This window comes from Shinella lacus (assembly GCF_010994755.1).
GTDB classification, from domain to species: Bacteria; Pseudomonadota; Alphaproteobacteria; order Rhizobiales; family Rhizobiaceae; genus Shinella; species Shinella lacus.
Window position 1 is genome coordinate 308,398 of sequence record NZ_WHSB02000004.1, and the last position, 25,466, is coordinate 333,863.

At 63.8% G+C, this 25,466-nt stretch carries 28 protein-coding genes and 1 tRNA gene; 12 read left to right on the forward strand and 17 right to left on the reverse strand.

Annotated elements, in window-relative coordinates; genetic code table 11:
* Positions 1-9 precede the first annotated feature (9 nt).
* The 7 genes from GB927_RS12925 to GB927_RS12955 all read left to right on the forward strand — a co-directional run bounded on the left by GB927_RS12925 (position 10) and on the right by GB927_RS12955 (position 5,279).
* Positions 10-513 carry a phage major tail tube protein gene (locus GB927_RS12925; protein WP_256117388.1) on the forward strand — a complete coding sequence of 168 codons (504 nt, stop codon included), beginning with the start codon at positions 10-12 and terminating at the stop codon, positions 511-513.
* Between the two features lie 2 nt (positions 514-515).
* On the forward strand, positions 516-842 hold the full coding sequence (locus GB927_RS12930) for a phage tail assembly protein (RefSeq protein ID WP_256117389.1): 327 nt from the start codon (positions 516-518) through the stop codon (positions 840-842).
* A 170-nt stretch (positions 843-1,012) separates the two neighbouring features.
* Positions 1,013-3,445 carry a phage tail tape measure protein gene (locus tag GB927_RS12935; RefSeq protein WP_256117390.1) on the forward strand — a complete coding sequence of 811 codons (2,433 nt, stop codon included), beginning with the start codon at positions 1,013-1,015 and terminating at the stop codon, positions 3,443-3,445.
* 2 nt (positions 3,446-3,447) lie between these two features.
* Positions 3,448-3,873, forward strand: a complete 426-nt coding sequence (locus tag GB927_RS12940; protein ID WP_256117391.1) for a phage tail protein — start codon at positions 3,448-3,450, stop codon at positions 3,871-3,873.
* Between the two features lies 1 nt (position 3,874).
* The gene (locus tag GB927_RS12945) at positions 3,875-4,090 is read left to right on the forward strand and encodes a tail protein X (RefSeq protein WP_256117392.1); all 216 of its coding nucleotides are present in this window, start codon (positions 3,875-3,877) and stop codon (positions 4,088-4,090) included.
* Positions 4,087-5,088: a contractile injection system protein, VgrG/Pvc8 family gene (locus GB927_RS12950; RefSeq protein WP_256117394.1), complete on the forward strand. Its 1,002-nt coding sequence runs from the start codon at positions 4,087-4,089 to the stop codon at positions 5,086-5,088. Before GB927_RS12945 ends, GB927_RS12950 begins: the two co-directional genes overlap by 4 nt.
* A complete protein-coding gene (locus GB927_RS12955; protein WP_256117395.1) occupies positions 5,085-5,279 on the forward strand; it encodes a hypothetical protein in 195 nt (64 codons plus the stop codon). The genes GB927_RS12950 and GB927_RS12955 overlap by 4 nt, the downstream gene beginning before the upstream one ends.
* A gap of 170 nt (positions 5,280-5,449) precedes the next feature.
* Here GB927_RS12955 and GB927_RS12960 read toward each other — a convergent pair.
* A tRNA-Ile gene (locus GB927_RS12960) sits at positions 5,450-5,525 on the reverse strand.
* 154 nt (positions 5,526-5,679) lie between these two features.
* Between GB927_RS12960 and GB927_RS12965 the strand changes: the two genes are divergently transcribed.
* Positions 5,680-6,435 (forward strand): SIMPL domain-containing protein, encoded by a 756-nt coding sequence (locus GB927_RS12965; RefSeq protein ID WP_256117396.1) that lies wholly within the window; start codon positions 5,680-5,682, stop codon positions 6,433-6,435.
* Between the two features lie 182 nt (positions 6,436-6,617).
* Here the strand turns inward: GB927_RS12965 and GB927_RS12970 are convergent, their stop codons facing one another.
* The 5 genes from GB927_RS12970 to GB927_RS12990 all read right to left on the reverse strand — a co-directional run bounded on the left by GB927_RS12970 (position 6,618) and on the right by GB927_RS12990 (position 8,488).
* Entirely contained in the window at positions 6,618-7,004 is a 387-nt protein-coding gene (locus tag GB927_RS12970; protein ID WP_256117397.1) for a hypothetical protein, read from the reverse strand.
* A gap of 109 nt (positions 7,005-7,113) precedes the next feature.
* Entirely contained in the window at positions 7,114-7,464 is a 351-nt protein-coding gene (locus GB927_RS12975; protein ID WP_256117399.1) for a nuclear transport factor 2 family protein, read from the reverse strand.
* Positions 7,465-7,520: 56 nt separating this feature from the next.
* A complete protein-coding gene (locus GB927_RS12980; RefSeq protein ID WP_256117404.1) occupies positions 7,521-7,943 on the reverse strand; it encodes a secondary thiamine-phosphate synthase enzyme YjbQ in 423 nt (140 codons plus the stop codon).
* A 10-nt stretch (positions 7,944-7,953) separates the two neighbouring features.
* On the reverse strand, positions 7,954-8,082 hold the full coding sequence (locus GB927_RS12985) for a hypothetical protein (protein WP_256117405.1): 129 nt from the start codon (positions 8,080-8,082) through the stop codon (positions 7,954-7,956).
* Between the two features lie 52 nt (positions 8,083-8,134).
* On the reverse strand, positions 8,135-8,488 hold the full coding sequence (locus GB927_RS12990; RefSeq protein WP_256117407.1) for a DUF1428 domain-containing protein: 354 nt from the start codon (positions 8,486-8,488) through the stop codon (positions 8,135-8,137).
* Positions 8,489-8,767: 279 nt separating this feature from the next.
* On the opposite strand from GB927_RS12990, the gene GB927_RS12995 reads away from it, so the two are divergent.
* A complete protein-coding gene (locus GB927_RS12995) occupies positions 8,768-9,052 on the forward strand; it encodes a GIY-YIG nuclease family protein (RefSeq protein ID WP_256117408.1) in 285 nt (94 codons plus the stop codon).
* Positions 9,053-9,088: 36 nt separating this feature from the next.
* Here the strand turns inward: GB927_RS12995 and GB927_RS13000 are convergent, their stop codons facing one another.
* A complete protein-coding gene (locus tag GB927_RS13000) occupies positions 9,089-9,661 on the reverse strand; it encodes a transglycosylase SLT domain-containing protein (RefSeq protein WP_256117409.1) in 573 nt (190 codons plus the stop codon).
* A 295-nt stretch (positions 9,662-9,956) separates the two neighbouring features.
* Between GB927_RS13000 and GB927_RS13005 the strand changes: the two genes are divergently transcribed.
* Complete coding sequence (locus tag GB927_RS13005) at positions 9,957-11,063, forward strand: branched-chain amino acid ABC transporter substrate-binding protein (protein ID WP_256117410.1); 1,107 nt, start codon at positions 9,957-9,959, stop codon at positions 11,061-11,063.
* Between the two features lie 70 nt (positions 11,064-11,133).
* Here GB927_RS13005 and GB927_RS13010 read toward each other — a convergent pair whose 3' ends face one another.
* The gene (locus tag GB927_RS13010) at positions 11,134-12,786 is read right to left on the reverse strand and encodes an alpha/beta hydrolase (RefSeq protein ID WP_256117411.1); all 1,653 of its coding nucleotides are present in this window, start codon (positions 12,784-12,786) and stop codon (positions 11,134-11,136) included.
* Positions 12,787-12,901: 115 nt separating this feature from the next.
* Between GB927_RS13010 and GB927_RS13015 the strand changes: the two genes are divergently transcribed.
* A complete protein-coding gene (locus GB927_RS13015; protein WP_256117412.1) occupies positions 12,902-13,288 on the forward strand; it encodes a DUF1801 domain-containing protein in 387 nt (128 codons plus the stop codon).
* 57 nt (positions 13,289-13,345) lie between these two features.
* Here GB927_RS13015 and rpoD read toward each other — a convergent pair whose 3' ends face one another.
* The 6 genes from rpoD to GB927_RS13045 all read right to left on the reverse strand — a co-directional run bounded on the left by rpoD (position 13,346) and on the right by GB927_RS13045 (position 19,829).
* A complete protein-coding gene (gene rpoD, locus GB927_RS13020) occupies positions 13,346-15,400 on the reverse strand; it encodes an RNA polymerase sigma factor RpoD (protein ID WP_256117414.1) in 2,055 nt (684 codons plus the stop codon).
* Positions 15,401-15,823: 423 nt separating this feature from the next.
* The gene (locus GB927_RS13025; protein ID WP_256117416.1) at positions 15,824-16,171 is read right to left on the reverse strand and encodes a GFA family protein; all 348 of its coding nucleotides are present in this window, start codon (positions 16,169-16,171) and stop codon (positions 15,824-15,826) included.
* A gap of 55 nt (positions 16,172-16,226) precedes the next feature.
* Positions 16,227-17,264, reverse strand: a complete 1,038-nt coding sequence (tdh, locus tag GB927_RS13030) for an L-threonine 3-dehydrogenase (protein ID WP_256117418.1) — start codon at positions 17,262-17,264, stop codon at positions 16,227-16,229.
* Between the two features lie 33 nt (positions 17,265-17,297).
* A complete protein-coding gene (locus GB927_RS13035) occupies positions 17,298-18,485 on the reverse strand; it encodes a glycine C-acetyltransferase (RefSeq protein ID WP_256117419.1) in 1,188 nt (395 codons plus the stop codon).
* 34 nt (positions 18,486-18,519) lie between these two features.
* Positions 18,520-18,975: a GFA family protein gene (locus tag GB927_RS13040; protein WP_256117420.1), complete on the reverse strand. Its 456-nt coding sequence runs from the start codon at positions 18,973-18,975 to the stop codon at positions 18,520-18,522.
* A gap of 125 nt (positions 18,976-19,100) precedes the next feature.
* Positions 19,101-19,829, reverse strand: a complete 729-nt coding sequence (locus GB927_RS13045; RefSeq protein WP_256117421.1) for a class I SAM-dependent methyltransferase — start codon at positions 19,827-19,829, stop codon at positions 19,101-19,103.
* Between the two features lie 129 nt (positions 19,830-19,958).
* Here GB927_RS13045 and GB927_RS13050 point away from each other — a divergent pair, with 129 nt between their 5' ends.
* The gene (locus tag GB927_RS13050; protein WP_256117422.1) at positions 19,959-20,729 is read left to right on the forward strand and encodes an SDR family oxidoreductase; all 771 of its coding nucleotides are present in this window, start codon (positions 19,959-19,961) and stop codon (positions 20,727-20,729) included.
* 35 nt (positions 20,730-20,764) lie between these two features.
* On the opposite strand, the gene GB927_RS13055 is transcribed toward GB927_RS13050, so the two are convergent.
* The 3 genes from GB927_RS13055 to dnaG form a co-directional block, all read right to left on the reverse strand.
* Positions 20,765-21,238, reverse strand: a complete 474-nt coding sequence (locus GB927_RS13055) for a VOC family protein (RefSeq protein WP_256117423.1) — start codon at positions 21,236-21,238, stop codon at positions 20,765-20,767.
* A gap of 71 nt (positions 21,239-21,309) precedes the next feature.
* The gene (gene recQ, locus GB927_RS13060) at positions 21,310-23,169 is read right to left on the reverse strand and encodes a DNA helicase RecQ (protein WP_256117424.1); all 1,860 of its coding nucleotides are present in this window, start codon (positions 23,167-23,169) and stop codon (positions 21,310-21,312) included.
* A 244-nt stretch (positions 23,170-23,413) separates the two neighbouring features.
* On the reverse strand, positions 23,414-25,381 hold the full coding sequence (gene dnaG / locus GB927_RS13065; RefSeq protein WP_256117425.1) for a DNA primase: 1,968 nt from the start codon (positions 25,379-25,381) through the stop codon (positions 23,414-23,416).
* Between the last annotated feature and the right edge of the window lie 85 nt (positions 25,382-25,466).

The window sequence follows — 25,466 nt, forward strand, 5'->3', positions numbered from 1 at the left end:
GGGAAGATCATGAAGGATATCGGCCGCGCCTGGTCCGCATTCATCGACGGCAAGGGCAAGTTTGCCGAGGCCGCGAGCTTTGAGGAGCCCGACTTCAAATGGATCCGCGAGAAGATCGCGGGTGGCGGCATGTCCGGCGAAACGTCCGTGCCGATGATGCTCGAAGAGCAAACGGCCACGCTCGGCCTCTACACCTATGACGTCGACGCCATGCGGGTCTTCGGTCTCAGCGTGAAGGCGCCGCAGTCGTTCATCTTTCGCCGGGAGCTGTTCGACAGCCGCTCGCAGGTGACGTCGAACATCACCATCCGCTGCCTTGCCACGATGGACCTTGAGTTTCCAGACTGGGACCGCAAGAAGCCGGAAGGCATCAAGATCCCGCTCTTCCTGGTCAACTACCGGCGCTTCCGCAACGGCATCCTGGAATTGCACCACGATCCCGAGAACGGGATATTTGACGACGGCTCGGGCAACCTGCTTGCAGAGAGCAGCCGCGCGATCGGGAGACGCTGACCATGCCGGCCGAAACCATCCACTTTTCCCGCAAGGTCGACTTCGGCGATCAGGCGTTCACCAGCATCACGCTTCGCGAGATGGAGGCCGGCGACTATTTCGACGCCGCCGCCATGATCCGCGAGGGCGCCAGCCGCGCCGAACTGGAGGCACAGGTTGCCGCCATCTGCGCGGACGTGCCCTTCGCGCTGATCCGCAAGCTGCGACCCGCCGACATCGTCAAGGTGTCGAGCTGGTACGATCGCCAGTGGCAAAGCGACAAGGCCAGCGGGGATGAAGGCGACGTCGAGGACCCTTCGAAGGCCGGCGCGGCGGGGCAGCCCTCCTAGGGGTCATTGAGGAGATCGCGTCGGTCTATCCTTTCTCCTTCGCCGATCTCCGGCGGTTTCCGCTCGATCGGCTTCGCTTCTTTGCCATCACGGCCGGCGCCCGGCGCCAGGCGCAAGGCGGATCCCTCAAGGCGCTTTTGACGGTTCTTGGAAGAGGTGTTTAAGGGCCGATGAAAGCCTCAGTCGTCATCGAATTTTTGATGAAGGGCCTGGACAAGGCCAAGGCGGGCGAGCGATCGCTTCGCGACCTCGCGCGTGCCGCCGATGGCGCCGAGCGCGAGGCGTCTGGCCTTGCCCGCGCCAATGACCGCCTCCGTGACAGCTCCGGACGCTTCGTCGCCAATGAGCAGCGGGCGACCCAGGCTATCCATCGCTCCACGGAAGCCATGCGCCGGCAGAAGATCGAAGCCAGCGCCCTGGAGCGCCAGCAAGAGCGGCTCATCCGCAGACAACAGCAGCAGGTTCGCAGCAGCACCGCGCTTGCGGCCGGCGGCGCGCTGTCCGGCATTCGCGGCATCGGTGGCGCCTTCATCGGCGGCCTCGGCCTTGGTGTCGGCGGCGTGGCGGGCGCCGGTCTCATACTCAAGGAGTCGATGCAGCTGGCGGCCGCCGTCGAATATGAGCGCGATCAGCTCCAGGTGCTCGGGGAATATTCCGACGAGAAGGCGGCGCTCTTCGACAAGATCCTGAAGCCCGCTGGCGTGCGCGCCGGTGTCGGCACGAAGGGCGCCTATGGCGTCTTCGGCGAGCTGATGGCGGGCGGTCTCGGCGGCGATGACGCTGCCGCGATGACCGACAGCGTTCTGACCTTCGCCAAGGCGACCAGGGCGGAAACGATCGACGCCGGCAAGACGGCTGTCGCTCTCCAGAACAATATGAAGGTCGGCGCCAATGAACTGATGACAGCCTTCGACGCCATGGCGCTCGCCGGCAAGGAAGGCCAGTTCGAAGTTCGCGACATGGCGCGCAATGCGCCATCCATCTTCGCCAAAATGGCAAAGCTCGGGTCTACCGGCCTTGAAGGCGTGCGCAATTTTTCCGCCATGGCGCAGGCGATCCGTGCGACGGCCGGCACCTCGGATGAAGCGGCGACGAACTTCGAGAACATGCTCGACAAGTTCACCTCGGGCGACTTCATCAAAAACGCCTCGAAGATGGGCATCAACGTCAAGAAGGTGTTTGCCGACGCCAACAAAAAGGGCCTCGACCCGACCTTCGAGCTGCTCAAGAAAATCCGCGACGTGACGAAGGGCGACACGTTCAAGCTCAAGGAATTGATGCCCGACGTTCAGGCGAACTCGGCGCTCTCCTCGCTGATTTCCAAGCTCGATGAGGTCTTCGCTGCTGCCAGCCGTTATGGAAATGCCGGTGGCACGGTCATGCGGGATTTCACGAAGGCGACAGACAACGCAACGGAAAGCTGGAACCGCCTTTCAAGCAATATTCAAAACCAAGCCGAGATGATTGCATCCAAGGCAATCCCGTTCGTGACAGACGCCATGAACCGCCTGTCGAAGTCCATGGAGGATATCGAGGCTCGCCGTAACGCCATGAGCGGCGATAGTGGCGACATGGTCAACAACGACCGTGACGAATTCATGCGGCGGTATCGAGCCTACAATCCTAACGCTGGCCCGATGGACGGTTCTTACTTTTATGAGCAGGCGCTCGCCCGCAAGGGACGCGGTGAAATCCCGTCGATCATGACGGTGATCGAAGAGATGGAAAGCCGACAACGCGCCCGTGAGATCTATACGGCGGGCAAGGCGCGCCCCTCGACCGGTCGCCATAGTCAGCAGTTTCTCGGCATCAGCACAGGTACGATCCCCACCCCGAGCCGGCGCGAGGACAACCTGCCAGCCGAGCCCGGATCGGCGCGATGGCTTGCGGAACGCTATGGCAAGGGCACAGGCCGCGAGTATGTCGCTGGCGCCGAGGAGCCTGCACGCAACTGGGGCCGTCAGAACCGCCGGGCGCTTTTGAAGAAGGCCAGCCTTTCAGAACTTGGCATGCAGGGCATGGGTGGTGCCGAACTGGAAACGGCCGCAGCCGGCCAGAAGGCTGGAGACGGTCTCGCCAAGGGGATGGAACAGGGCGGCAAGAAGGCGGAGCAGGCGATCAAGGCGACGGCCAGCGCAATTGAAGCAACCATCAATGCCATCTCGGCCTATACCTCCGGCTACAAGGTGGGCGTACAGTTCGCGGCCGGCATTCAGGCGGCCGCACCTTTGATCGCGGCAGCGGCTTCAGCCGCACTGGTATCCCCAGTTGCCGGGCGGCTTCCACAATCCCCGGCGAAGATCGGCCCTCTGCGCAACCTGCCTCTCATGGGCCGCAAGATCGCCCAGCAGCTCGCAGGCGGCATGGAGAGCGAGCAGAGCCCGCTCCGCGCCGCCCAGGGTATTGCCGGCCGCATAGCCGCAGCCTCGACCGGCAGTGCTGGCGGGGTGGCGTCGGTGCAGGTTGCCGGTGGCGCTGGCGGGCGGTCGCTCACGATCGGCTCGATCGTCCTGAACGGCGTCAAGGACGCGGCCGAGGGGGTCAATAGTCTCGGCATCGAACTCGAAAGGCGGCTCGCGGGAACGCTGGCCGACGTGGGTTAGCCATGTCGCTCATGCAGTTCGGCGGCTTCAAGTTTGAGATGCGCGGCGTCTCCCCGCGCCGGGTGACCAGCCTGGACGAATGGCGCTGGCCTTCGACAGAGCGCCTCTCTGGCGAGAGCGCCATCCAGTTCCTCGGCCGTGGACCCGGAGAATTGAGCATGGAGGCCGTGCTGTTCCCGCTCGCCCGATCGGGCCATTCCGAAAGCGCGATCGGACGTCTGCAGGCGGTCGGCGATGCCGGCATTCCCTTGCCCTTCATTCGCGGCGACTGGCGCATGCTTGGCTGGTACGCGCTCACCTCGATCGAGCAGGACCATAGCTATCTCGACCAGCGCGGTCGGCCCGGTATGATCGGCCTCCTCGCCAGCTGGTCGCGCTTTGGCGCTGATGGTCCTGGTGGCGGCCTCACCGGCTTCTTTGGATTGTGAGATGGCAAAGATCATCATCACGACCGAAGGAGACATGGCCGACGAGATCGCCTGGAAGGTTTATGGAGACCGGCCGGAAGGCCTCGTTGCCATCCTCGAAGCCAATCCCGGCCTGTGCCGCTATCCGCCGATGTTGCCCGCCGGCCTTCGAATTGTCTGCCCCGACCTGCCGGAACGCCCGATCGCGCCGGCCGCCAGCGTGAGGATATTCACATGAAGGGCTTCACGCCGCAGATCTACTGCTCGATTAACGGTCGCAACGTCTCCGGCCTCATGCAGCCGCGCCTCATCCGCGCGACCGTCACGGATGGCACCGGCATTGAGAGCGACGGCGTTACCGTCGAGCTGGACAATGCCGGCGACGTCATCGACCGGCCACAGAAGGGCGATCCGCTCGTTTTTGGTGGCGGCTACCGCGAGACCGGAGGACCGAAGCGGTTCGGCAGCTATACGATCGAGGATGCCGAGAAGAGCGGGCCGAAGCGCCGGCTCACCGTTATCGCCCGTGCGGGCGGCGTCGGCGAAAAGTCGAAGGAGAAAAAGAACCGTGCCTGGGACGGCAAAACGATCAAGGAAATTGTCAACCAGATCGCCGGCGAAATGAACCTGTCGCCGGCCGTGGATCCCGACCTCGCCAACATAAAGATCCCGTATCGCGCCCAGCTCAACGAGAGCGACTGGCATATGCTGAGCCAGATCGGTCAGCGCCTCGGCGCGGTCCCGACATCAAAGGACGGCCATCTCGTCTTCGCCCGCAAGGGAAAGGGCATGTCGATCTCCGGCCAGGCGCTGCCCGATGTCGAGATTGGCCCGGACGATCTCCATGGCGAAGACGCCTACCGCCTGCGCGGTTGCGCCCGCGCCAAATACGGCACCGTGCGCGCCTATTGGCACGACCCGGCGACTGTGACCCGAAAGAAGGTCGAGGAAAAGGATGGCGACGGCCCGGTCTACGAGATCCCGGAACTGTACCAGGACGAGGCGGAGGCGAAGGAGGCGGTTAAGGGCCAGCGCAAGAATTCCGATCGGGAAGAGGAAAAGCTGTCCTTGACCGTCGTCGGGAAGGAAACGCGCCAGGCCGAGGCCAAGCTGAAGGTTTCTGGCATCGACCGCGATGCTGATGGGGAATGGTCGATCGACAGCATCACCCACAACTTCATTGGCTCGGCGATCTACACCAATAACATCGAAGCGGTGCGGAAGGAGAAGAAATGAATAAAAAGAACGGGCCGCCTGAATTCGACAACCTCGCCCCCTTCAGGCAGCGGCTCGCCGCCCTCATTAAAGAAGGGGTCTTTAGTGACGTTGTATCTTCTTTTCGCGAAGCAAACCGATCAAGTATGCAAACCCTTTCCGATGCACGTCAGCTTCTTGCGGCCCTCAAAGCCCATTTGATTCGCCTTTAAAGCCGATTTTGTCACCCACTCCGGAATTTCAAAAATTCCGGTTTCTCGTGTCAAAATTCCGAAAATTCGCGGCGAGCTACATTGGATAAATAGGTAGCGCGAACACGTTGAAAAGCCGTGATTATCCTGCATCCCCTCGCCCAATCTGGACTTTACTGGACGAAGGGGAGTGGTGGGCCCGGAGGGACTCGAACCCCCAACCAAGCGGTTATGAGCCGCCGGCTCTAACCATTGAGCTACAGGCCCTTCCCAGTCTCGACCAGGGGCCGTCGGTCAATGGCGGCCGACGGTTAGAGATCGTCTAGACGAATTCGGCGGGCCTCACAAGCACCGCCGTATTCTCTACACAATCCCGGGCGAAGAACGGCGCGAGGGACACAACCATCAGGAGATAGTCTTCATGTTCTACGGAACACTGGGCCGCCGCGCGGGTGCCGGCCTCTTCGCGCTTTCGCTCGCTCTCGCCGCTGCCGTTCCCATGGCCGCCCGCGCGCAGGACGCCGCAAAGCCGCGCGAGGCCACCATCGTCGTTACCGGCGAAGGCAGCGCGGAAATCGCGCCCGACATGGCACTGATCGACCTTGGCGTCGTCAAGGATGCCAAGACCGCCCGCGAGGCGCTCGATGCCAACAACAAGGCGATGGCCGAGATTCTTGCAGCCCTCAAGGACGCCGGCATCGCGGAACGCGACCTGCAGACCTCCGGCTTCATGATCAACCCGCAATACCAGTATCCGCAGAGCTCGACGGGCGAAAACCCGCCGCCGATTCTGACGGGCTTCCAGGTCACCAACACGGTGACGCTGCGTGTGCGCGATCTTTCCAAGCTCGGCGAGATCCTCGACAAGGCCGTGACGCTTGGCGCCAACCAGGGCGGCGGCATCCGCTTCACCAACGACAAGCCGGACACGGCCGTCAGCGCGGCGCGCAAGAAGGCCGTCGAGAATGCCATCGCCAAGGCCAAGGAACTGACGTCCGCTGCCGGCGTCGGCCTCGGCCGCGTGCTGGAGATTTCCGAAACCAACTACCGCGCGGAACCCGTGCCGATGATGCGCGCCATGGCCAAGGACTATGCCGAAGGGGCCTCCGTGCCGCTCGCGACCGGCGAGAACAGCTATTCCGTCGTCGTCAACGTAACCTTCGCGCTCGGCACCTGAGACGCGCGAAAGCCATGAACGAAAGGGCCGGGAAACCGGCCCTTTTTCGTTTGCGGGTTCACAATGCCCGTACCAGAACGCAAAGAACCCTCCCGGCGCAAACCGGGAGGGTAGCCGTTCGCCGGCCGGGGGTGACGAGGCGAGCGGCGTCCGTCAGGCAGAAGCCGGAAGGCCGGTCGCCCTTAACGCCAGAGAACCGGGCAATGACGGTCGTTTGCGAAGACCATGCGGCTGTAGCCCTGGTAGCGGAAGCCCTCGACGACGACCTTGCGCGGCGTCACATCGGCCACGCGGGCGCGGCGCAGGCCGAAATCGCGCGCCTTGGCGACGGCAAGGCCGATATCGCAGCGGCCGCGGCCACCGCCCCAGTTGCCATGGCGGCGGTCGTGGCGGCGATCCCAGCGGTCGCGGCCGCGATCATGATCGCGCACTTCGAGGAAGCCGTTGCGGTAACCGACGGTCTCGACCGACAGCTCGATATTCGCGGCGGACGCAGCCGGGGCGAAAGCGGTCAGGGCACCGAGGCCGAGCACGGCGGCAAGAAGGGTGTTTTTCAGAAAGCTGGTCATCGGGATCTCCTGTTCGCTTGCACCGGACCGTCGTGTCCGGCGATTGAGGAGACCTTAGCGGGGGGAGGCTGAACGCAGGCCGAAGCCGCCGTTCAGCCGCCGTTCAACTTCATGAACCGGAAAAGAACGCAATGCGGGTGATGGATCCCTCCTCGAGCTCGAGCAGCAGGATCTTCTCCTTCGAATAGGTGGCGCCGGCGGCGGATTTGCCGTGCGCCGTCAGGCGGATCGCGACGTTGTGGCCGAGCGCATCGCTCATCACCAGCGCATCGCCATAGTTTTCATCAAACGCTTCGAAATGCCGGGCGAGACGGTCGCGCAGCGCGTCGCGGCCGTTGTCCATACCCTCGCCGATGCCGGAGATCGAGACGTCCTCATGGACCTTTGCGGCGAGTGCGGCAAAATCCCGGGCATTCAGCGCCTCGATGACGGCGTGGTTGATGCTTTCCGTGTCTGACATGGATCTCTCCTCTCGTGAGCCACGCCAGGAACGTTCCTCCGTGTGAACGGGTTCCGTCAAGGGCCGAGATGCAGCACGATTTCGCGCCGGTGCGGCCGGTCGCGGTGCTCGAAGAGGTAGAGGCCCTGCCATGTGCCGAGCGCCAGGCGCCCGGCGATGACAGGAATGCCGACCGAGACCTGGGTCAGCGCTGCCTTGATATGGGCCGGCATGTCGTCCGGCCCTTCCATCGTGTGCACGATCCAGCGCATGGAGGGATCGTCGGAGGGCGGCACGAGGCGGCGGAAGAACTGGTCGAGATCGCGCCGGACATCCGGATCGGCATTTTCCTGGATGAGCAGCGAGCAGGAGGTGTGGCGGACGAAGACCGTCAGCAACCCCTCCTCCCCGCCGGCCTCCTGCACAAAGGCAGCGGCCTCGCGGGTGAACTCGTAGAGCCCCTGCCCGCGGGTCGCGACCGTCAGGATCTTTTGCGGCATGGCGCCCGCCTCAGCCGCCGATCGCCCAGAACAGGGTGCCGACGACCGCGATGAAGACGATGATCACGCCCATGAAGCGCGCGAGACCCATATTCGTATCCGTGGTGGTGCCGACGATCGCGTAATAAAGGTCCTTCATGGCGCATCCCTTTCATCGTGTTGGATGCGGTGATAGCGCACCCGCGCTTCGCTCACAACTCGACGAAGGCGCGGAAGCCGCCATAGATCATGCGCTTGCCGTCGAAGACGTTCTTCCACTGGTCGCCCTTCAGACGCTCGTCCGCCATCACCTTGGCCATGATTTCGTCGCGCTTTTCGCGCGATTCATAGGTGATCCAGGAAAAGACGACGACCTCGTCCTCCTTCGCCTGCACGGCGCGCGGAAACGAGGTGAGCTCGCCATAGGGCACGTCGTCGCCGATGCATTCGACATAATCGATCGCGCCATATTCCTTCCACACCTCGCCCCCCAGGCGCGCCATATCCTTATAAGCCTCCAGATTGGCCTTCGGCACGGCCACCAGGAATCCATCGACATAGGTCATGATCGTCTCCTCCTTTGGGTTGGACATGCCAAGGACGTGTGTCACCGGGCGGATCCGACAAGGGGGTGCGTTTTTTTGTGAAGACCAAGGCGAACCAACCACGAACGCTCTACGGTGATGGTGGATCCTCGGGTCAAGCCCGAGGATGACAGTGGGGAGGTGACGTGCTGCCCCCTTGAATGGTCGCGGCATACGGGGCGGCCGTTTTGCACGCCGCCCTCTCTTCTTTCGTCATCCTCGGGCTTGACCCGAGGATCCAGAACGGCACACATTTCCCGCATGGCGGGATATGTTTACATCGTGACCAACCAGAGGCATGGCACGCTCTACATTGGCGTCACCTCCGACCTTGAGCGACGCGTTCATGAACATCGCGAGGGCCTGACACCAGGCTTTACGCGGCAACACAGTTGCACAAGGCTGGTCTGGTACGAGGAGCACCTGGGTATCGGCACCGCCATTCAGCGTGAAAAGTCGCTGAAGCGCTGGTATCGGCAATGGAAAATCGAACTGATCGAGGCATTCAACCCGCAATGGCGGGATTTGTATCCGGAACTCTGGTGAAGATCAAGCTGTTGCTCTCGACCGGCCCTACCGCACCTACCAAGACCCGCAGTCGCGCAACTGGCGCGAATAGCTGGACGCCATGTTGGCGGCGCGCTTGGCGCCGGCCTTTGCCGTGCCGCTCCAGTTGCCGCGCTTGTAGCCGGCATGGCCGTGGTAATAGGCGATGTAGAGCCGGTAGGTGTCGTTGAGCGCGATGCCGTTCTTTCGGTTGCTCTCGCTGTGATACCAACCGATGAAGCGGATCGCGTCGGAGAAATCCGTGCGGTTTGCCGTCCAGCGGCCCGTCACGCGCTTGTAGCGTGCCCAGGTGCCATCGAGCGCCTGGGAGAAGCCCAGCGCCGTCGACTGGCGCTTCCACGGAATGAAGCCCAGGAGTTTGGTGCGCGGCGGGCGGGCATTATGGCGGAAGCCGGACTCCGTGTAGATCGTCGCCATCAGCACGGGCACAGGCACGCCATATTCCCGCTCGGCGCGGTAGGCGGCTCGCCGCCAGTTATCGAACATGCCGTCACGTTGCTCGAAGATGGCACAGGCGTTCTGCGTCTGTCGGGGGACGGACGCGCAGCCGGCAAGCAACAGGAGGACGACGACCAAGACGCAACGCATCGCAGTTCCTCAGAATTTCCGGATATTTATAAATCGTAAATCTTAACAATCCGTTTTGATTCAAATGCCGGGAACAGCGCTTCCATTCACGGGTGTGATCCGCCCATCAAATATGCAAATGCATTATTTTGTTGCGCTTTTTGGCCTTCCGGCCTAATCAATCTGCAGCACGCCGGCCTTTCGCGCACGATTGTTCCGGACCGTGAAAGAACCCGCTCTGCCATCGGATCTGGACCTCGCCATCCGTGAGCGTTTGCGACCGGGCCTTCCCAAGGCCCCAGCCAGGAGAAAAATCATGAAGAAGCCAATTTTCGCCGGAGCCCTGCTCGCGGCTTCCGTCGCCTTTGCGCCGCTCGCCCATGCCGATATCGTCATCGGCCTCGTCGCACCGCTGACCGGCCCGGTCGCAGCCTACGGCGACCAGGTCAAGAACGGTGCCGAAGCGGCCGTTGCCGAGATCAACAAGAACGGCGGCATTCTCGGCGAACAGGTCGTGCTGAAGCTGGCGGACGATGCCGGCGAGCCCAAGCAGGGTGTTTCGGCCGCCAACCAGATCGTCGGCGAAGGCATCCGCTTCGTCGTCGGACCAGTGACCTCGGGCGTCGCGATCCCGGCCTCGGACGTTTTCGCTGAAAACGGCGTGCTGATGGTCACTCCGACGGCAACCGCGCCGGACCTGACGGCCCGCGGCCTTACCAACGTGCTGCGCACCTGCGGTCGCGACGACCAGCAGGCGGAAGTCGCCGCCGCCTATGTCGTCAACACGCTCAAGGACAAGAAGGTCGCCATCGTTCACGACAAGGGCGCCTATGGCAAGGGCCTGGCGGATGCATTCAAGGCGGCGCTCAACAAGGGTGGCATCACCGAAGCGCTCTACGATTCGGTCACGCCCGGCGACAAGGATTTCAGCGCGCTGATCACCCGCCTCAAGGCCGATGGCGTCGAGGTCATCTATTTTGGCGGTTACCATCCGGAAGGCGGCCTGCTCGCCCGCCAGCTGAAGGATCTTTCGGTCAATGCCACGATCATCGGCGGCGAAGGCCTGTCGAACAGCGAATATTGGGCGATCGGCAACGAAGCCGCTGGCGGCACGCTGTTCACCAACGCCTCGGACGCGCTGAAAAGCGCTGATTCGCAGGCAGCCGTCTCAGTGCTCAAGGAAAAGGGCATCCCGCCGGAAGCCTTCACGCTCAACGCCTATGCCGCCGTCGAAGTGCTGAAGGCCGGCATCGAGAAGGCCGGCAGCGCGGAAGACTCCGCCGCCGTTGCCGCGGCGCTGAAGTCCGGCGAAGCCATCCCCACCGCCATCGGCAAGCTCACCTACGGCGAAACGGGCGACCTCACCTCGCAGAGCTTCTCGCTCTTCAAGTGGGAAGACGGCAAGATCGTCGCTGCCGAGTAAGGTTTGCGATTTGGAATGGGAAACGCCGGGGGAAACCCCGGCGTTTTTGTTTGTGGATGGGAGCTTCCCCTCAACGCCCTGCGCGAAATTTCTCCTTGAGCCGCGCAACATCCGCCTCGCTCCAGTCCGTCACCCCCGTCACCGCGATCCACGGATCGACATAGTGCTCCCCGGCATAGACGTGGCCGAGCCCCATCGGCGTGGTCGTCGCCATCGCCATGTCGAGCGTCAGTTGCAGGAAGGTAACGACGGGATACCAGGCAAAATCCGGCGAGACATCCGGACCGCGCGGCACCGTCATCCATTCCGGTTGGCGATAGAAGGAATAGGGATCGTAGAAGACGATCGGGTCGCTGGCATATTGCAGGTAGACGATGCGCATCGGCCCCCAATGGTCGCCCGCCTGCGGCAGCACATTGCGCTGGCTGGTGAAGCGCACATAGGAGCCGTCGCGAAAACGCGGCAGCCAGGCGGGCGTGCCGGGATTGCGGTCCGCCGTCATCTTGCGCCAGATGCGGCTCGGAAATGGCGGGCCGGCCCAGAGCGCACCCTGGTAGGGATCGCCGATCACCTCGAAGAGTTCGGCCGATTGTTCGGAGGAGAGCGCGCCGAGGCTAAGGCCATAGAGATAGAGTTTGGGGCGGCTCTCCTTCGGCAGCGTGGTCCAGTGGCCATAGACGGCGCGGAACAACGCGCGGGCGGCCTCCGCGCCATAATCCGGCTCGGCCAGCAGCGAGAGCCAGCTCGCGAGATAGGAATACTGGATGGCAACGCTCGCGATGTCGCCATGGTGCAGGTACTCGACCGTGTCGATGCCTTCCGGATCGATCCAGCCGGTGCCGGTCGGCATGACGACGAGCAGCGTCGAGCGCTCGAAGCCGCCGACGCGGATAAGCTCGTCGAGCGCGATTTTTGCGCGCGCCTCCGGCGTCTCGGCCGCGTTGAGGCCGGCATAGACACGCAGCGGCTCAAAAGCCGGTTTGCCGGTGAAGGCGGCAATATCCTTGGCCGCCGGACCCGTGGCGACGAACGAGCGGCCCATGCGGCCGAGGTCATCCCAGCGCACCAGCGAGGCGGCGCTGCCGGATTTCAACGGATCGGAGGGCTCGGCCGTATCCGGCTCGATCACCTGGTCGAGCCGTCGGAAGGACGAATCGGCCGTGTGCAGCACGAAGCGCACGAGAAGCCCGTCGGCGAGCGTCCAGAACAGGGTCGCGGCAAGCACCGTGCCGATGACATAGGAGAGCCGCCGCGGGGCCGCGCGGCGCGAGGTGCTGGCGAAAAGCCGGACGAGAAACGCAAAAAGACGCCCGAGGCCGAACAGCACGAGAAACAGGGCAAGCGCGATGAGGCCGACATAGAAGGGATGCGCCGTCTCGATCGGCGGCAGGTCCATCAGCGCGCGAATGGAATTCTGCCATTCGGCGGTGCGCCACAGGAACACCAGCACCACCACGCCGCACACACCGCCCGCCGCCGCCTTCAGCCACAGCCGCACACGATCCTTCGGCTCCGGCAGTTCGAGCCAGAACCAGAGCGCGGCCAGGAGCACGCCGAGGCCATAACCACAGGCCATGGCAACGCCGGAAAGCAGGCCCTGCGTGACATAGGGGCGCGGCAACAAGCTCGGCGTCAGCGATGCGGCAAAGAGCAACGTGCCGAGCACGAGGCCTGTGGCCGAGAAAGACAGAGCGAGGCGCCAGAACCAATCCCGCATGACCATCCCTTCTTCCGCTGCCTGTGTCATGGCCGCAAACCTTGCATGCCGCTCGAGCCGGTGCAACCGCTGGCACGGCGACGGCTTTTCGCGATAGGATCGCTGAGCGGGAGGAAAGCCCATGATGCGCAAGGAAAAGCCGGCGGAGAGCCCCGAAGCCTATGTCGCCGCCCAGAGCGGCTGGCATCGGCAGATCTTGGAGGCCCTGCGCGCCGCGGTTCTTGCCGCGGGCGACCTCGACGAACGCATCAAATGGGGCCACCTCGTCTATTTCTCCAACGGCCCTGCCCTCTTGATCCGCACCGAAGAAACCCGCGTGCTCTTCGGCTTCTGGCGCGGCCAGCGGCTGCGCGGCAGCGAACCACGCCTGAAACCCGGCGGCAAATACGAGATGGCGACGATGACCTTTGTCGAGGGTGACAGCGTCGATGCGGAAAGTGCAAGCCTGCTGGTGCGCGAAGCGATACGGCTGAATGCCGAGTTCGGCGATCCGACAAAGCTGGCCTAGATATAAAAAGCCCCGCGACCTTTTGGGTAACGGGGCTTTCTTTGTCTGTCTATCGCCTCAGCTATCCAGGAACGAGCGCAGCTTCCTGGAGCGGCTCGGGTGCTTCAGCTTGCGCAGCGCCTTCGCTTCGATCTGGCGGATACGTTCGCGGGTGACCGAGAACTGCTGGCCGACTTCTTCGAGCGTGTGGTCGGTGTTCATGCCGATGCCGAAGCGCATGCGCAGGACGCGCTCTTCGCGCGGCGTGAGCGATGCCAGCACGCGGGTCGTCGTTTCGCGCAGGTTCGCCTGGATGGCGGCGTCGATCGGCAGCAGCGCGTTCTTGTCCTCGATGAAATCGCCGAGATGCGAATCCTCTTCGTCACCCACCGGGGTTTCGAGCGAGATCGGCTCCTTCGCGATCTTCAGGACCTTGCGGACCTTTTCGAGCGGCATGGCGAGCTTTTCGGCCAGTTCTTCCGGGGTCGGCTCGCGGCCGATCTCGTGCAGCATCTGGCGCGAGGTGCGCACGATCTTGTTGATCGTCTCGATCATGTGCACCGGAATGCGGATCGTGCGGGCCTGGTCGGCGATCGAACGGGTGATCGCCTGCCGGATCCACCACGTCGCGTAGGTGGAGAACTTGTAGCCGCGGCGATACTCGAACTTGTCGACCGCCTTCATGAGGCCAATATTGCCCTCCTGAATGAGATCGAGGAACTGAAGCCCGCGGTTCGTGTACTTCTTGGCGATCGAGATCACGAGACGGAGGTTGGCTTCCACCATCTCCTTCTTGGCGATGCGCGCCTCGCGCTCGCCCTTCTGTACCATGTGTACGATGCGGCGGAATTCCGAGATGGAAATGCCGGTCTCGGTGGCGAGGTTCTGGATCTCCTGGCGGATGTCGCGGATCGTCGTGTTTTCGCTCTTGGCGAATTCCTTCCAGCCACGGGCGGCCAGGTTGGCGATCGACTTCATCCAGTTCGGATCGAGTTCCGCACCGTTATACTGTTCCAGGAACGAGTCACGCTTGACGCCGTAGCTTTCAGCCAGACGCAGCAGGCGGCCCTCGTTCTGCACGAGGCGCTTGTTGATGTCGTAGAGCTGCTCGACGAGGCTGTCGACGCGGTTCTGGTTCAGCGACAGCGACTTGACGGCCGTGATCAGCTCGTCCTTGAGCTCCTTGTAGCGGCGCTCCTGGGCGGGCGAGAGCGTACCGGTCGCCTGCAGGCGGGCTTCCACCTGCTGGTCCTGCAGCTTGCGCAGCTTCTTGTAGGTCTCGGCGATCGTGTCGAGCGTTTCCATGACCTGCGGGCGCAGTTCCGCTTCCATGGCGGCGAGCGAGAGGTTCGACTCGTCGTCGTCCTCTTCCTCCTCCTCCGGCGGCATGCCGTCGCCGCCGACATTGGTGATGTCGTCGTCGTTGGCGGCGCGCGGGCGGCGGTTCTTTTCCTTCTCTTCGGCCGCCTTACGGTCGGCCTCGATTTTTTCCGGGCTCTGGAACTGGGGAGCAGCCTTCGCCTCGGGACCCGAATAGGTCGTCTCGAGGTCGATGATCTCGCGCAGCAGCGTCTGGCCTTCGTTGAGTTCATCCCGCCAGATGATGATGGCCTGGAACGTCAGCGGGCTCTCACAGAGGCCGGCGATCATCGTCTCGCGGCCGGCTTCGATGCGCTTGGCGATGGCGATTTCGCCTTCGCGCGACAACAGTTCGACGGACCCCATTTCGCGCAGGTACATGCGCACCGGGTCGTCCGTACGGTCGGTCGGCTCCTTCTTCTTCGCGGTCGCAAGCGCGGTGCCGCTCGAAGAAGCGATTTCGCCGCCTTCGCTCTCGTTGTCGTCGTCGCTCGACTCGTCGTCGCCGCCCTGGCTCGCCTCTTCGGCGTCCTCGTCCTCGATGACGTTGATGCCCATGTCGGAGAGCATGGCCATCGTGTCCTCGATCTGCTCCGAGGTGACTTCCTCGGAAGGCAGGACCGAATTCAGCTCGTCCATGGTGACATAGCCGCGCTTCTTGGCGGCCTTGATCATCTTCTTGACTGCATCATCGGAAAGATCGAGAAGTGGGCCGTCGGATGCGCCTTCGCGTTCGTTTTCGACTTCCTCGTTCTCTTTGACCTTTGTCGCCATTTATTTCGTCGCTTTCCTGAGCATCCAGTTTTCAAGCGGTCAGGGTTTCCGCAGCCGATCGCCCTTCGGCATGCGCAATCGCCTCACGGCATCCCTCACCTAACGGATTGACAATTAAATCCCGATTAACCACATCCCGGCCCGCGGGACTGTGGACATGTTGCCGAGGCAACACAATTGACATGACTTCCCGATCCGCCGTACCCATTCCTTGCTCGCCAACAATGGTGATTCCCAGAATTTTCGGTTACGTCAAGCTTTTCCGGCAAAAAAGCCGCAAAAGGTTCCGATTCGGGTTCGCGGACAGGAAAGTCGGCGGATCCGGGCGATTGAGCCTTCATGTAGGCGCAAATCCCGAAAAGACAAGAGCCGCATTACCCGCGCCCCCACGCGTCTCACGACAGCGATTCGCACGTCAGGGTTTCAAAACGACTTTCCGTCCACCTTTGTGATCGCCAGTGTCTCAAGATCGATCGCCGGAATGCAGCGCAGATTGACCGCCGCCATGCCGTTTCCCTTCGGGTCCTTGCCCTCGCCATAGGGCGCAATGCCGCATTTGGCACAGAAATGATGCTCGATCATGTGGCGGTTGAACTGGTAGGTCGAGACGTTCGCCTCCGGCGTCGTCAGCACCAGGCTGTCCCGCGGCACGAAGGCGAGCAGGCCGCCGCGTCGGCGGCACAGCGAACAGTTGCAGTCGAGCCCCGTATCGAATTCGCCCTCCACCTCAAAGGCGATGGCGCCGCAATGACAGCTTCCCTCGTATTTCATTCGAAAAACTCCTCCCGATTCTTTTATCGCACCGCTGCACGCGTTCGCGGCCTGCTCAGTGCCAGTCCATGACGACCTTGCCGGAATTGCCCGAGCGCATCGCCTCGAACCCGTCGCGGAATTCGTCGATCCTGATGCGGTGGGTGATGATCGGCGAAAGATCCAGCCCGCCCTGCACGAAGGCGATCATCTTGTACCAGGTCTCGAACATCTCGCGGCCGTAGATGCCCTTCAGCGTCAGCATCTTGAAGATCACCTTGTTCCAGTCGATGCCGAAACCGTCCGGCGCGATGCCGAGAATGGCGATCTTGCCGCCATTGTTCATCGTGTCGATCATCGAGCGGAAGGCCGGCGGCGCGCCGGACATTTCAAGGCCGACGTCAAAGCCCTCGGTCATGCCGATCTCGGTCATCACCTCGGCGAGATCCTGCTTCGAGGCGTCGACGACATACTCGATGCCGACCTTGCGGGCGAGATCGAGGCGGACAGGATTGATGTCGGTGATCACGACCTTGCGTGCGCCGGAGCGCTTCGCGACCATCGCGCCCATGATGCCGATCGGCCCCGCGCCCGTCACCAGCACGTCCTCGCCCACCAGATCGAAGGAGAGTGCGGTGTGCACGGCATTGCCGAAGGGATCGAAGATCGCGGCCACCTCATCGGGAACATCGTCCGGGATCGGCACGACATTGTGCTCGGGAATGCAGACATATTCGCCGAAGGAGCCGGGGCGGTTGACGCCGACGCCCTTGGTGTAGTGGCAGAGGTGCCCGCGGCCGGCGCGGCAGTTGCGGCACTTGCCGCAGACGATGTGCCCCTCGCCCGAGACCCGCTCGCCGACATGGTATTTCGTAACGGAGGAGCCAATCTCGGCAATCTCGCCGACGAATTCATGGCCGACGACCATCGGCACCGGAATGGTCTTCTGGGCCCAGTGGTCCCAGTTCCAGATATGCACGTCCGTGCCGCAGATCGCCGACTTCTTCACCCGGATCAGCACGTCGTTCGGCCCGACCTCCGGCACGGGGACATTCTCCATCCAGAGGCCGACTTCAGGTTTCGCTTTAACCAGCGCACGCATCATGTTCGACATGACGAAATCTCCGCAAGGGATTCAGAGGATTCTTTAAATCACACCCAGTTCGCGCCCGACCTCGGCGAAGACGGCGATCGCCTTGCGGACATCCGCCTCGCTATGCGCCGCCGACATCTGGGTGCGGATGCGCGCCTGGCCGCGCGGCACGACGGGGAAGGAAAAGCCGATGACATAGACCCCCTTCGCCAGCATGCGCGACGCCATGTCCTGCGCCAGTGCCGCATCGCCCAGCATGACCGGAATGATCGCATGCCCCTCGCCCGCAAGCGTGAAGCCGAGCTTCGTCATCTCGGTGCGGAAGAGATCCGCATTGGCATAGAGCCGCTGGCGAAGCGCATCGCCATTGTCGATGAGGTCGAAGACCTTCAGCGAGGCGCTCGCGATGACGGGGGCGAGCGTGTTGGAGAAGAGATAGGGCCGCGAGCGCTGGCGCAGCCACTCCACGACCTCGCGCTTGCCGGACGTGTACCCGCCGGAAGCCCCGCCCAGCGCCTTGCCGAGTGTGCCGGTGATGATATCGACCCGGCCCTCGACACCGCAATGTTCCGCCGAGCCGCGGCCATGTTTGCCGACGAAGCCGACCGCGTGGCTGTCGTCCACCATGACCATGGCGCCGTATTTTTCCGCGAGGTCGCAGACGCCGCGGAGATTGGCGATGATGCCGTCCATCGAGAAGACGCCATCGGTGGCGATCAGCTTGAAGCGCGCGCCTTCCGCCTTCTTCAGCTCCTCTTCGAGCGCCGCCATGTCATTGTTGGCATAGCGGAAGCGCTTCGCCTTGGAGAGCCGCACGCCGTCGATGATCGAGGCGTGGTTCAGCGCATCGGAGATGATGGCGTCCTCCTCGCCGAGCAGCGTCTCGAACAGCCCGCCATTCGCATCGAAACAGGAGGAATAGAGGATCGTGTCTTCCAACCCGAGGAAGGCTGAGATGCGCGCTTCGAGTTGCTTGTGCTCCTTCTGCGTGCCGCAGATGAAGCGCACCGAGGCCATGCCGTAGCCATAGCGGTCGAGCGCCGCCTTGCCGGCTTCCGCCAGTTCCGCATTGTCGGCTAGGCCGAGATAGTTGTTGGCGCAGAAATTCAGCACGCGCTCGCCGGAGATCACGGTGATCTCGCCGGCCTGCTTGGAGGTGATGACGCGCTCGGCCTTGTAGAGGCCGCCGGCCTTGAGGCCGTCGATTTCGGATTGCAGATGGGCGATGAAGGCGGAGGTCATGGGCACGCACTCACGGCTTTGAGAAAGGGGCGGCTTAGGCGATGCTCGCGGCATAACCGGCCATCAGCGGCTGAAAATCCTCCATCGGGGGGAATTTTTCATAGCTGTGCTTGGCGGGCGTCGTCGCCCAGGCGAGCTTTTCACTCACATAGGTCTCGACGAAGGGGCTGTACCAGCTCACATCGTCGAGCATGGTCGGGCGCACATTGACAAAGAAATCGAGCCCCTGCGGCCGCGTGAACATCCATGTCATGCAATCCGGGCAGAAATGATGGCCGGCCTCGGGGCTGGCGCCGGCGATGACCGGCTCGCCCTCGATAACGGCAAAACCCTCCGTCGGGATCGCCGCGCTCAGGGAATAGGCGCTGCCCGACATGCGCTGGCAGCCGGTGCAATGACAGGCCATGGCGATGAGCGGCGGCGCGCTGATGCGGATTTTGACGCGCCCGCAGCGGCAGGCACCGTCGAGCGGCAATTTCAGTTTTCCCATCGCTTGGCTCCCCTTCCGATTGAACGCGGGCTGTCTTTTTGATCGTGATGCCGGCGATTTCCACGGGGATAGTTCTAGCGCAGCCGCAAGCCGCGTAAAGGGCTCTCGTCGCCCTTTCGCTGTTTTCAACCGCGCGCGCAGGCGATCAGCAGGAACATCGGCCGGTTCAGTTCCACCTGCCATTCCGGATGCTCGGCAAGCTGTGCCGCACTCGGCCGCCACTCCTCGACATGGCGGATCGTGAAGCCCGCCGCAATCAGCGCATTCAGCGTCGTGCCGAGCGTGCGGTGATATTTGACGACGCCCTTGGCGAGCCAATCCGTCGTGCGCGGGCCTTCGACCAGGTAGCCATCAACCGGCCAGACCGTCCGTCCGCCGACCTCCGCCCAGTCCGGTGCCGACGGCGCCATGAAAACCGGATGTTCGATGGTGAAGACGAAGGACGCGCCCGGCGTCAGCGCGGCATGGACCGTACGCGCCAGCCGGTCGAAATCCGCGACATAGTGGAAGGCGAGCGACGAATAGGCGAAATCGAAGGCGCCCTGCGGCAGGTCGAGCGTGTCGAGATCGGCGATCTCGTAGCGCACGGCCGGCGAGGCCGTTTCCGCCCGGGCGCGCGCGATCATGTTTTCCGAAAGATCGAGGCCGAGCACACTTTCAGCCCCTTCCGCCGCCGCATGCCGCGCGAACCAGCCGAATCCGCAGCCGAGATCGACGATGCGGCGGCCCTTGAGATCCGGCAGCAGCGCGCGCACCGAGCCCCATTCCGCCGCCCCCGCAAGCCCGTGCACCGAGCGCGGAAGGCTACTGTAGCCTTCGAAAAAGGCGGGCTGGTCGTAGATATTCTGGGCCATGGCAAAGTCCTTTTCCTGCCGGACATAGCCGTTTTTTTCCCGGCAGGCAAAGCCGTGCCCGGATTGACGGAAGGGATTGACAGAACCGGCCTGCGCCTGTCCGGTGGCGGCCGGAAAAAGGGTGCGACGATGACGATACTGGACAGGTTTTCCCAGAAGGGCCACGTGGCGCTGGTGACGGGTGCCGCCCGCGGCCTCGGCTTCGAGATCGCCAAGGCGCTCGCCGAGGCGGGCGCCCATGTCGTGCTGACCGGCCGCACCGCCGCAACGCTGGAGGCCGCCGTGGCCGCGATCACGGAAGCAGGCGGCAGCGCGTCCGCGAGCGCCTTCGACATCGCCGACCGCGCCGCCCAGCGCGAAACGCTGGCCGCGATCGACCGCGAACATGGCCGGCTCGACGTGCTCGTCAACAATGTCGGCGCCCGCGACCGCCGGCCGCTTTCCGAGATGGACGACGAGGCCATCGACGAGCTGATCCGCACCGATCTTCTCGCCGCCGCCAGCCTCGCCCGAGACGCGGCCGCCCTGATGAAACGCCACTGCCACGGCCGCCTCATCTCCATCACCTCGATCGGCGGCCATGTCGCCATGCCGAACGACGGCATCTACCCGGCTGCAAAACACGGCCTGACCGGCCTGATGCGCAGCATGGCCGTCGAATACGGCCCGCACGGCATCACCAGCAACGCCATCGCGCCCGGCTGGTTCGCCACGGAAACCAACGCCGTGCTCGCCGCCGACGAGGAGCTTATGCCCTTCGTGCGCCAGCGCATCCCCGTCCAGCGCTGGGCGCGCGCCGACGAAATCGCCGGCGCCGCCCTGTTCCTCGCCAGCGACGCCGCCTCCTTCGTCAACGGCCATGTGCTGGTGGTGGACGGCGGGATGACGGTCCGGATGTAAAGGCGCCCCTCAGCCAACGCCGGAACAACGGTCGATCAACGCGCCGCGGCGGCGGCCTCCAAGCCGGCAATGTCCAGCTTCACCATCGTCAGCATCGCCTCGGTGACGCGCTTGACCTTCGCCTGATCGGGGTCGCTCATCAACTCGCCAAGCCGCGCCGGCGCGATCTGCCAGGAGAGGCCCCAGCGGTCCTTCAGCCAGCCGCATTGTTCCACCGAGCCGCCCTCCCTCAGCGCATCCCACAACCGGTCGAGATCGCCCTGCGTCTCGCATTCGACCATGATGGAAAAGCTGTGGTTGAACGGATCGAGCGGGCCGGCCTCGATCGCCATGTAGCGCTGGTCGCCCAGCGTGAAGCTCGCGATCTTGACGCTGCCCGGCGGGCCACTCGGCGTTTCCGCAAGCAGCGGCGAAACCCAGTGGACCGAAGAGCCGGGGATCAGCGACGTATAGAGGCCGATGGCGGCCTCCATGTCCTTTTCGAACCAGAGATGCTGCGTGACTTTCATCGTGACGTCCTCCTTGGTGAACTACAGCAAGGACGAACGAGCCACGAACGTTCCGACAGGCTTATAAAAAACTACCCGGCAAATTCCTCGATGACGGCCAGAAAGGCATCACCGAACCGGTCGCGCTTGGAAACACCGATGCCGGGGATGTCCAGAAGTTCCTCCCGGTCACGCGGCCGCTCCTTGGCGAGCGCGATCAGCGTCGTATCCGGGAACACGACATAGGGCGGTACGTCGAGGTCCTTGGCGATGGCGAGGCGCTCGGCGCGCAGCAGCTCGAAAAGCTCGCGTTCCGAGCCGGCAAGGTTGGAGCGCTCGCGGGCGGCGGGCGAGTTTCCGGCCTTGCCCTTGCGGCCCGCCTGCGGCCGGTCCTTGCGGAAAAACACCTCCCGCTCGCGGCGGAAGACGGCGCGCGCCTCCTCCTCCAGCTTCAGCGCACCGAAGGCGGCATGATCGACGCTGATCAGGCCGGACGCCAGCAACTGCCGGAAGATCGACTGCCAGATGCGCGGCGCGATGTCCTTGCCCGCACCGAAGACCGGCATTTCGGTATGGCCGAAGCGCTCCGTCTTCTCGTTAACCGACCCCATCAGCACGTCGATGACATGCGCCGCGCCAAAACGCTCGCCGGTGCGGTAGACCGCGGCAAGCGCCTTGATGGCGGCCTCGGTACCATCCCAGGTCTCGACCGGGTTGCGGCAGGTATCGCAATTGTCGCACTGGTCGGCATGCGATTCGCCGAAATGCGCCAGGATCGCCTTGCGCCTGCAACCGGACGTTTCGCAGATGGCGAGCAGCGCCATCAGCTTGGCGCGCTCGATGCGTTTGATCTCGTCGGCCGCATTGCCCTCGTCGATCATCCTGCGGCGCTGCACGACGTCGGCCATGCCATAGGCCATCCAGGCATCCGACGGCAGGCCGTCACGCCCGGCGCGCCCCGTCTCCTGGTAATAGGCCTCCACCGAACCCGGCAGGTCGAGATGGGCGACATAGCGCACATCCGGCTTGTCGATGCCCATGCCGAAGGCGACGGTCGCGACAAGGCAGAGGTTTTCCTCCTTCAGGAAGGCATCCTGGTTGGCATCGCGCACGGCACGGTCGAAGCCCGCATGATAGGGCAGCGCGCGAACACCCTGCGTGTTCAGCCATTCGGCCGTGTCCTCGACCTTGGCGCGCGACAGGCAGTAGACGATGCCGCTCTCGCCCTGGTGGCGTCCGAGGAAACGCAACAACTGCTGACGCGCCTGGTCGCGCTCGGCGATCTCGTAGGAAATGTTCGGCCGGTCGAAGCTGGTGGTGAAAACCTCGGCATCCTGCAAGCCGAGCCGCTCGATGATATCGCCGCGGGTATGCGGGTCGGCGGTCGCCGTCAGCGCGATGCGCGGCACGCCGGGGTATCGCTCGCCGAGCATGCCGAGCGTGCGGTATTCCGGCCGGAAATCGTGCCCCCATTGCGACACGCAATGCGCCTCGTCGATGGCGAAGAGCGCGATGCGGGCATCGGCCACCAGCTCGGCGAACCCCTCCGTGACGATGCGCTCCGGTGTGACGTAGAGCAGGTCGAGCGTGCCCGCGCGCATCGAATCGCGCACAGCAAAGAACTCGTCACGTGTCAGCGAGGAATTGAGCGCCGCCGCGCTGACGCCAAGCTGCTTCAATGCCTCCACCTGGTCGCGCATCAGCGCAATCAGTGGAGAGATGACGATGCCGACACCCTCGCGGCAGAGCGCCGGGATCTGGAAGCACAGCGATTTGCCCGCGCCCGTCGGAAACAGCACGACCGCATCGCCCCCCGCGGCCACATGCTCCACAACCGCCTGCTGCTTGCCGCGGAAGGCGTCGTAGCCGTAGACGCGCTTCAACACGTCGAGCGGCGCCGACGGCGCGTCGAACAGCGCGGAGAGAGAACGGGACGGTTTGGTCTGGGTCATCAATGGCACCTTCCTCCTTTCATTCTGGCCAAGTGCACCACCATGGGCAACCGCCCGACCGCCAGCTTTTGCCTTCACACACAATGTTCTTGATTTGTTCTGATTTCAAGGCTAAGTTGCAAATAAATTGAGAGAAGGGAGAAAAACGGTGGGCATCGGCGCGACACTTGCCCTGTTGGGCGCCATCCTCTGCGGATTGTTCCGGCAGGCCATGCTCACTCCCACCGGGGTCGCAAGAGCGCTCCTACTTCCCCGCCGGCCCTTTTACCCTGCCGGACAGCACGCCAAAACCCTCGATGATGGCTTCCTGGTTTTCCATGCGCATCGTCTCCATCTGCACCTCCTGAAGGGCGCGCAGGATCTGCGGCACGCGTTCGCCGTCGCCCTCTTCGGTCGAGACCGCGAGTTCGCGCTCCAGCTCGCGGCGCTGCCAGAGCAGCGCTCGGGTGCGCTTGTGCAGCGCGAGCGCCTGGAGGAAGCCTTCGCGGGCGTCCTCGGGGGCGGCCTCCGCCGTCGCGGTCCAGAGGCGGGAGTTGCGGACCTGCTGGTCGAGGCCCTTGAGCAGCCCATCGAAACCCGCCGTCTCCAGCTCCTCGATCAACCGGTCGCGCGCGAGCCTCGCACCGACGGAGCCGGCAATGCCGAGCAGCGACGACCACAGCCGCTGCAGGTCGCGGTGCTCATATTCGATGATGGCGATCTCGTCGTAGTCGCTGAAGAACAGGCCGGGATGGTTGACGACGGTGAGCGCCAGCACGCTTTCGCGCAAGGGCGGCAGCCCTTCGGCGCCGCGCACAAGCGAGGATCGCGCCAGCCGATCCGATATGCCGGACGAGACCGCATTGCCCTGCGGCGCATTGCGCCCGCCCCGGCCCTGCCGATTGCCGGAAAAGGTGCCGCCGCCCTGCCGCTGCTGGGCGGGGCGGAAGAAGGCGTTCAGCCGGTCGCGCATGTTCTGCTGGTAGTGGCGCCGCACGTCCTCGTCGACGATCGCAGCCGTCACCTGGCGCAGGCGCGCTTCGAGCGCGGCGCGGCTTTCCGGCGTGTCGAAGGAGGCGCCCTGCACTTCCCGGTTCCAGATCATCTCGGCAAGCGGGCGCGCGGCGGCCATCACCTTGTCGAAGGGCGCGCGGCCCTCGTTGCGCACCAGGTCGTCCGGGTCCTTGCCATCCGGCAGCAATGCGAAGCGTATGGTGCGCTCCGGCTTGATGAAGGGCAGCGCGAGCTCGGCGGCGCGGTTTGCCGCACGGATGCCGGCACCATCGCCATCGAAGCACAGCACCGGTTCCGGCGTCATCTTCCACAAGAGGTCGAGCTGGTTTTCGGTGAGCGCCGTGCCGAGTGGCGCCACGGCATTCTCGATGCCCGCCTGGTAGAGCGCGATCACGTCCATATAGCCTTCGACGGCGATGATCGTGCCGGCGCCGTCAACTCCTTGAGCGCCCTTTCGGGCGCGGGCGTGGTTGTAGAGCACGCTGCCCTTGTGGAAGAGCTCGGTCTCGTTGGAGTTGAGGTATTTCGCCTGCGCATCCGGCGACATCGCGCGGCCGCCGAAGGCGATGACCTTTTCGCGCACGGAGAGGATGGGGAACATGATGCGGTCGCGGAACCGGTCGTAAGAGACAGGGCGATCTGGCCCGTGCACGACGAGGCCGCAGGCCTCGATCGATTCCTTCGGCACGCCCTTGCCGGCCAGGAATTCCTTCAGCGCATTGCGGCTTTCCGGCGCGTAGCCGAGCCGGAACGTCTCGATGGTGCGGCCCGTCAGCCCGCGGTCGCGCAGATACGCGCGCGCCTTGGCGCCGGCCGGCGTCTGGAGCTGGTCCTCGAAGAAGCGCGCCGCCATCTCCATGACCTCGACGAGGCCGGTGCGCTCCTTCTCCCGCTGCTCGGCCTCGCGGTCCGGTTGAGGCATGGCGACGCCCGCCAGGTCGGCGATCTGCTGTACGGCCTCGGGGAAGGAAAGCCCGTCGAGATCGGTGAGGAAGCGGAAATGGTCGCCGGAGACGCCGCAGCCGAAACAATGATAGCGGCCCTTGCGGTCCTCGCAGTGGAAGCTCGGCGACTTTTCACCATGGAACGGGCAGCAGGCCCAATAGTCGCCGCGCGACACATTGGTCTTGCGGCGATCCCAGGTCACGCGCTTGCCGATCACGTCGGAAATGGAGACGCGGTCGCGGATCTCGTCTAGGAAGGCGTTGGAAAAGCGCATGGATACCTCGATCAGGCTCCATATAACCATGCGGGGGAGCTATCGCCAGCACTACTCGGCTGCCCACAGCAATTCACAGGCTGCC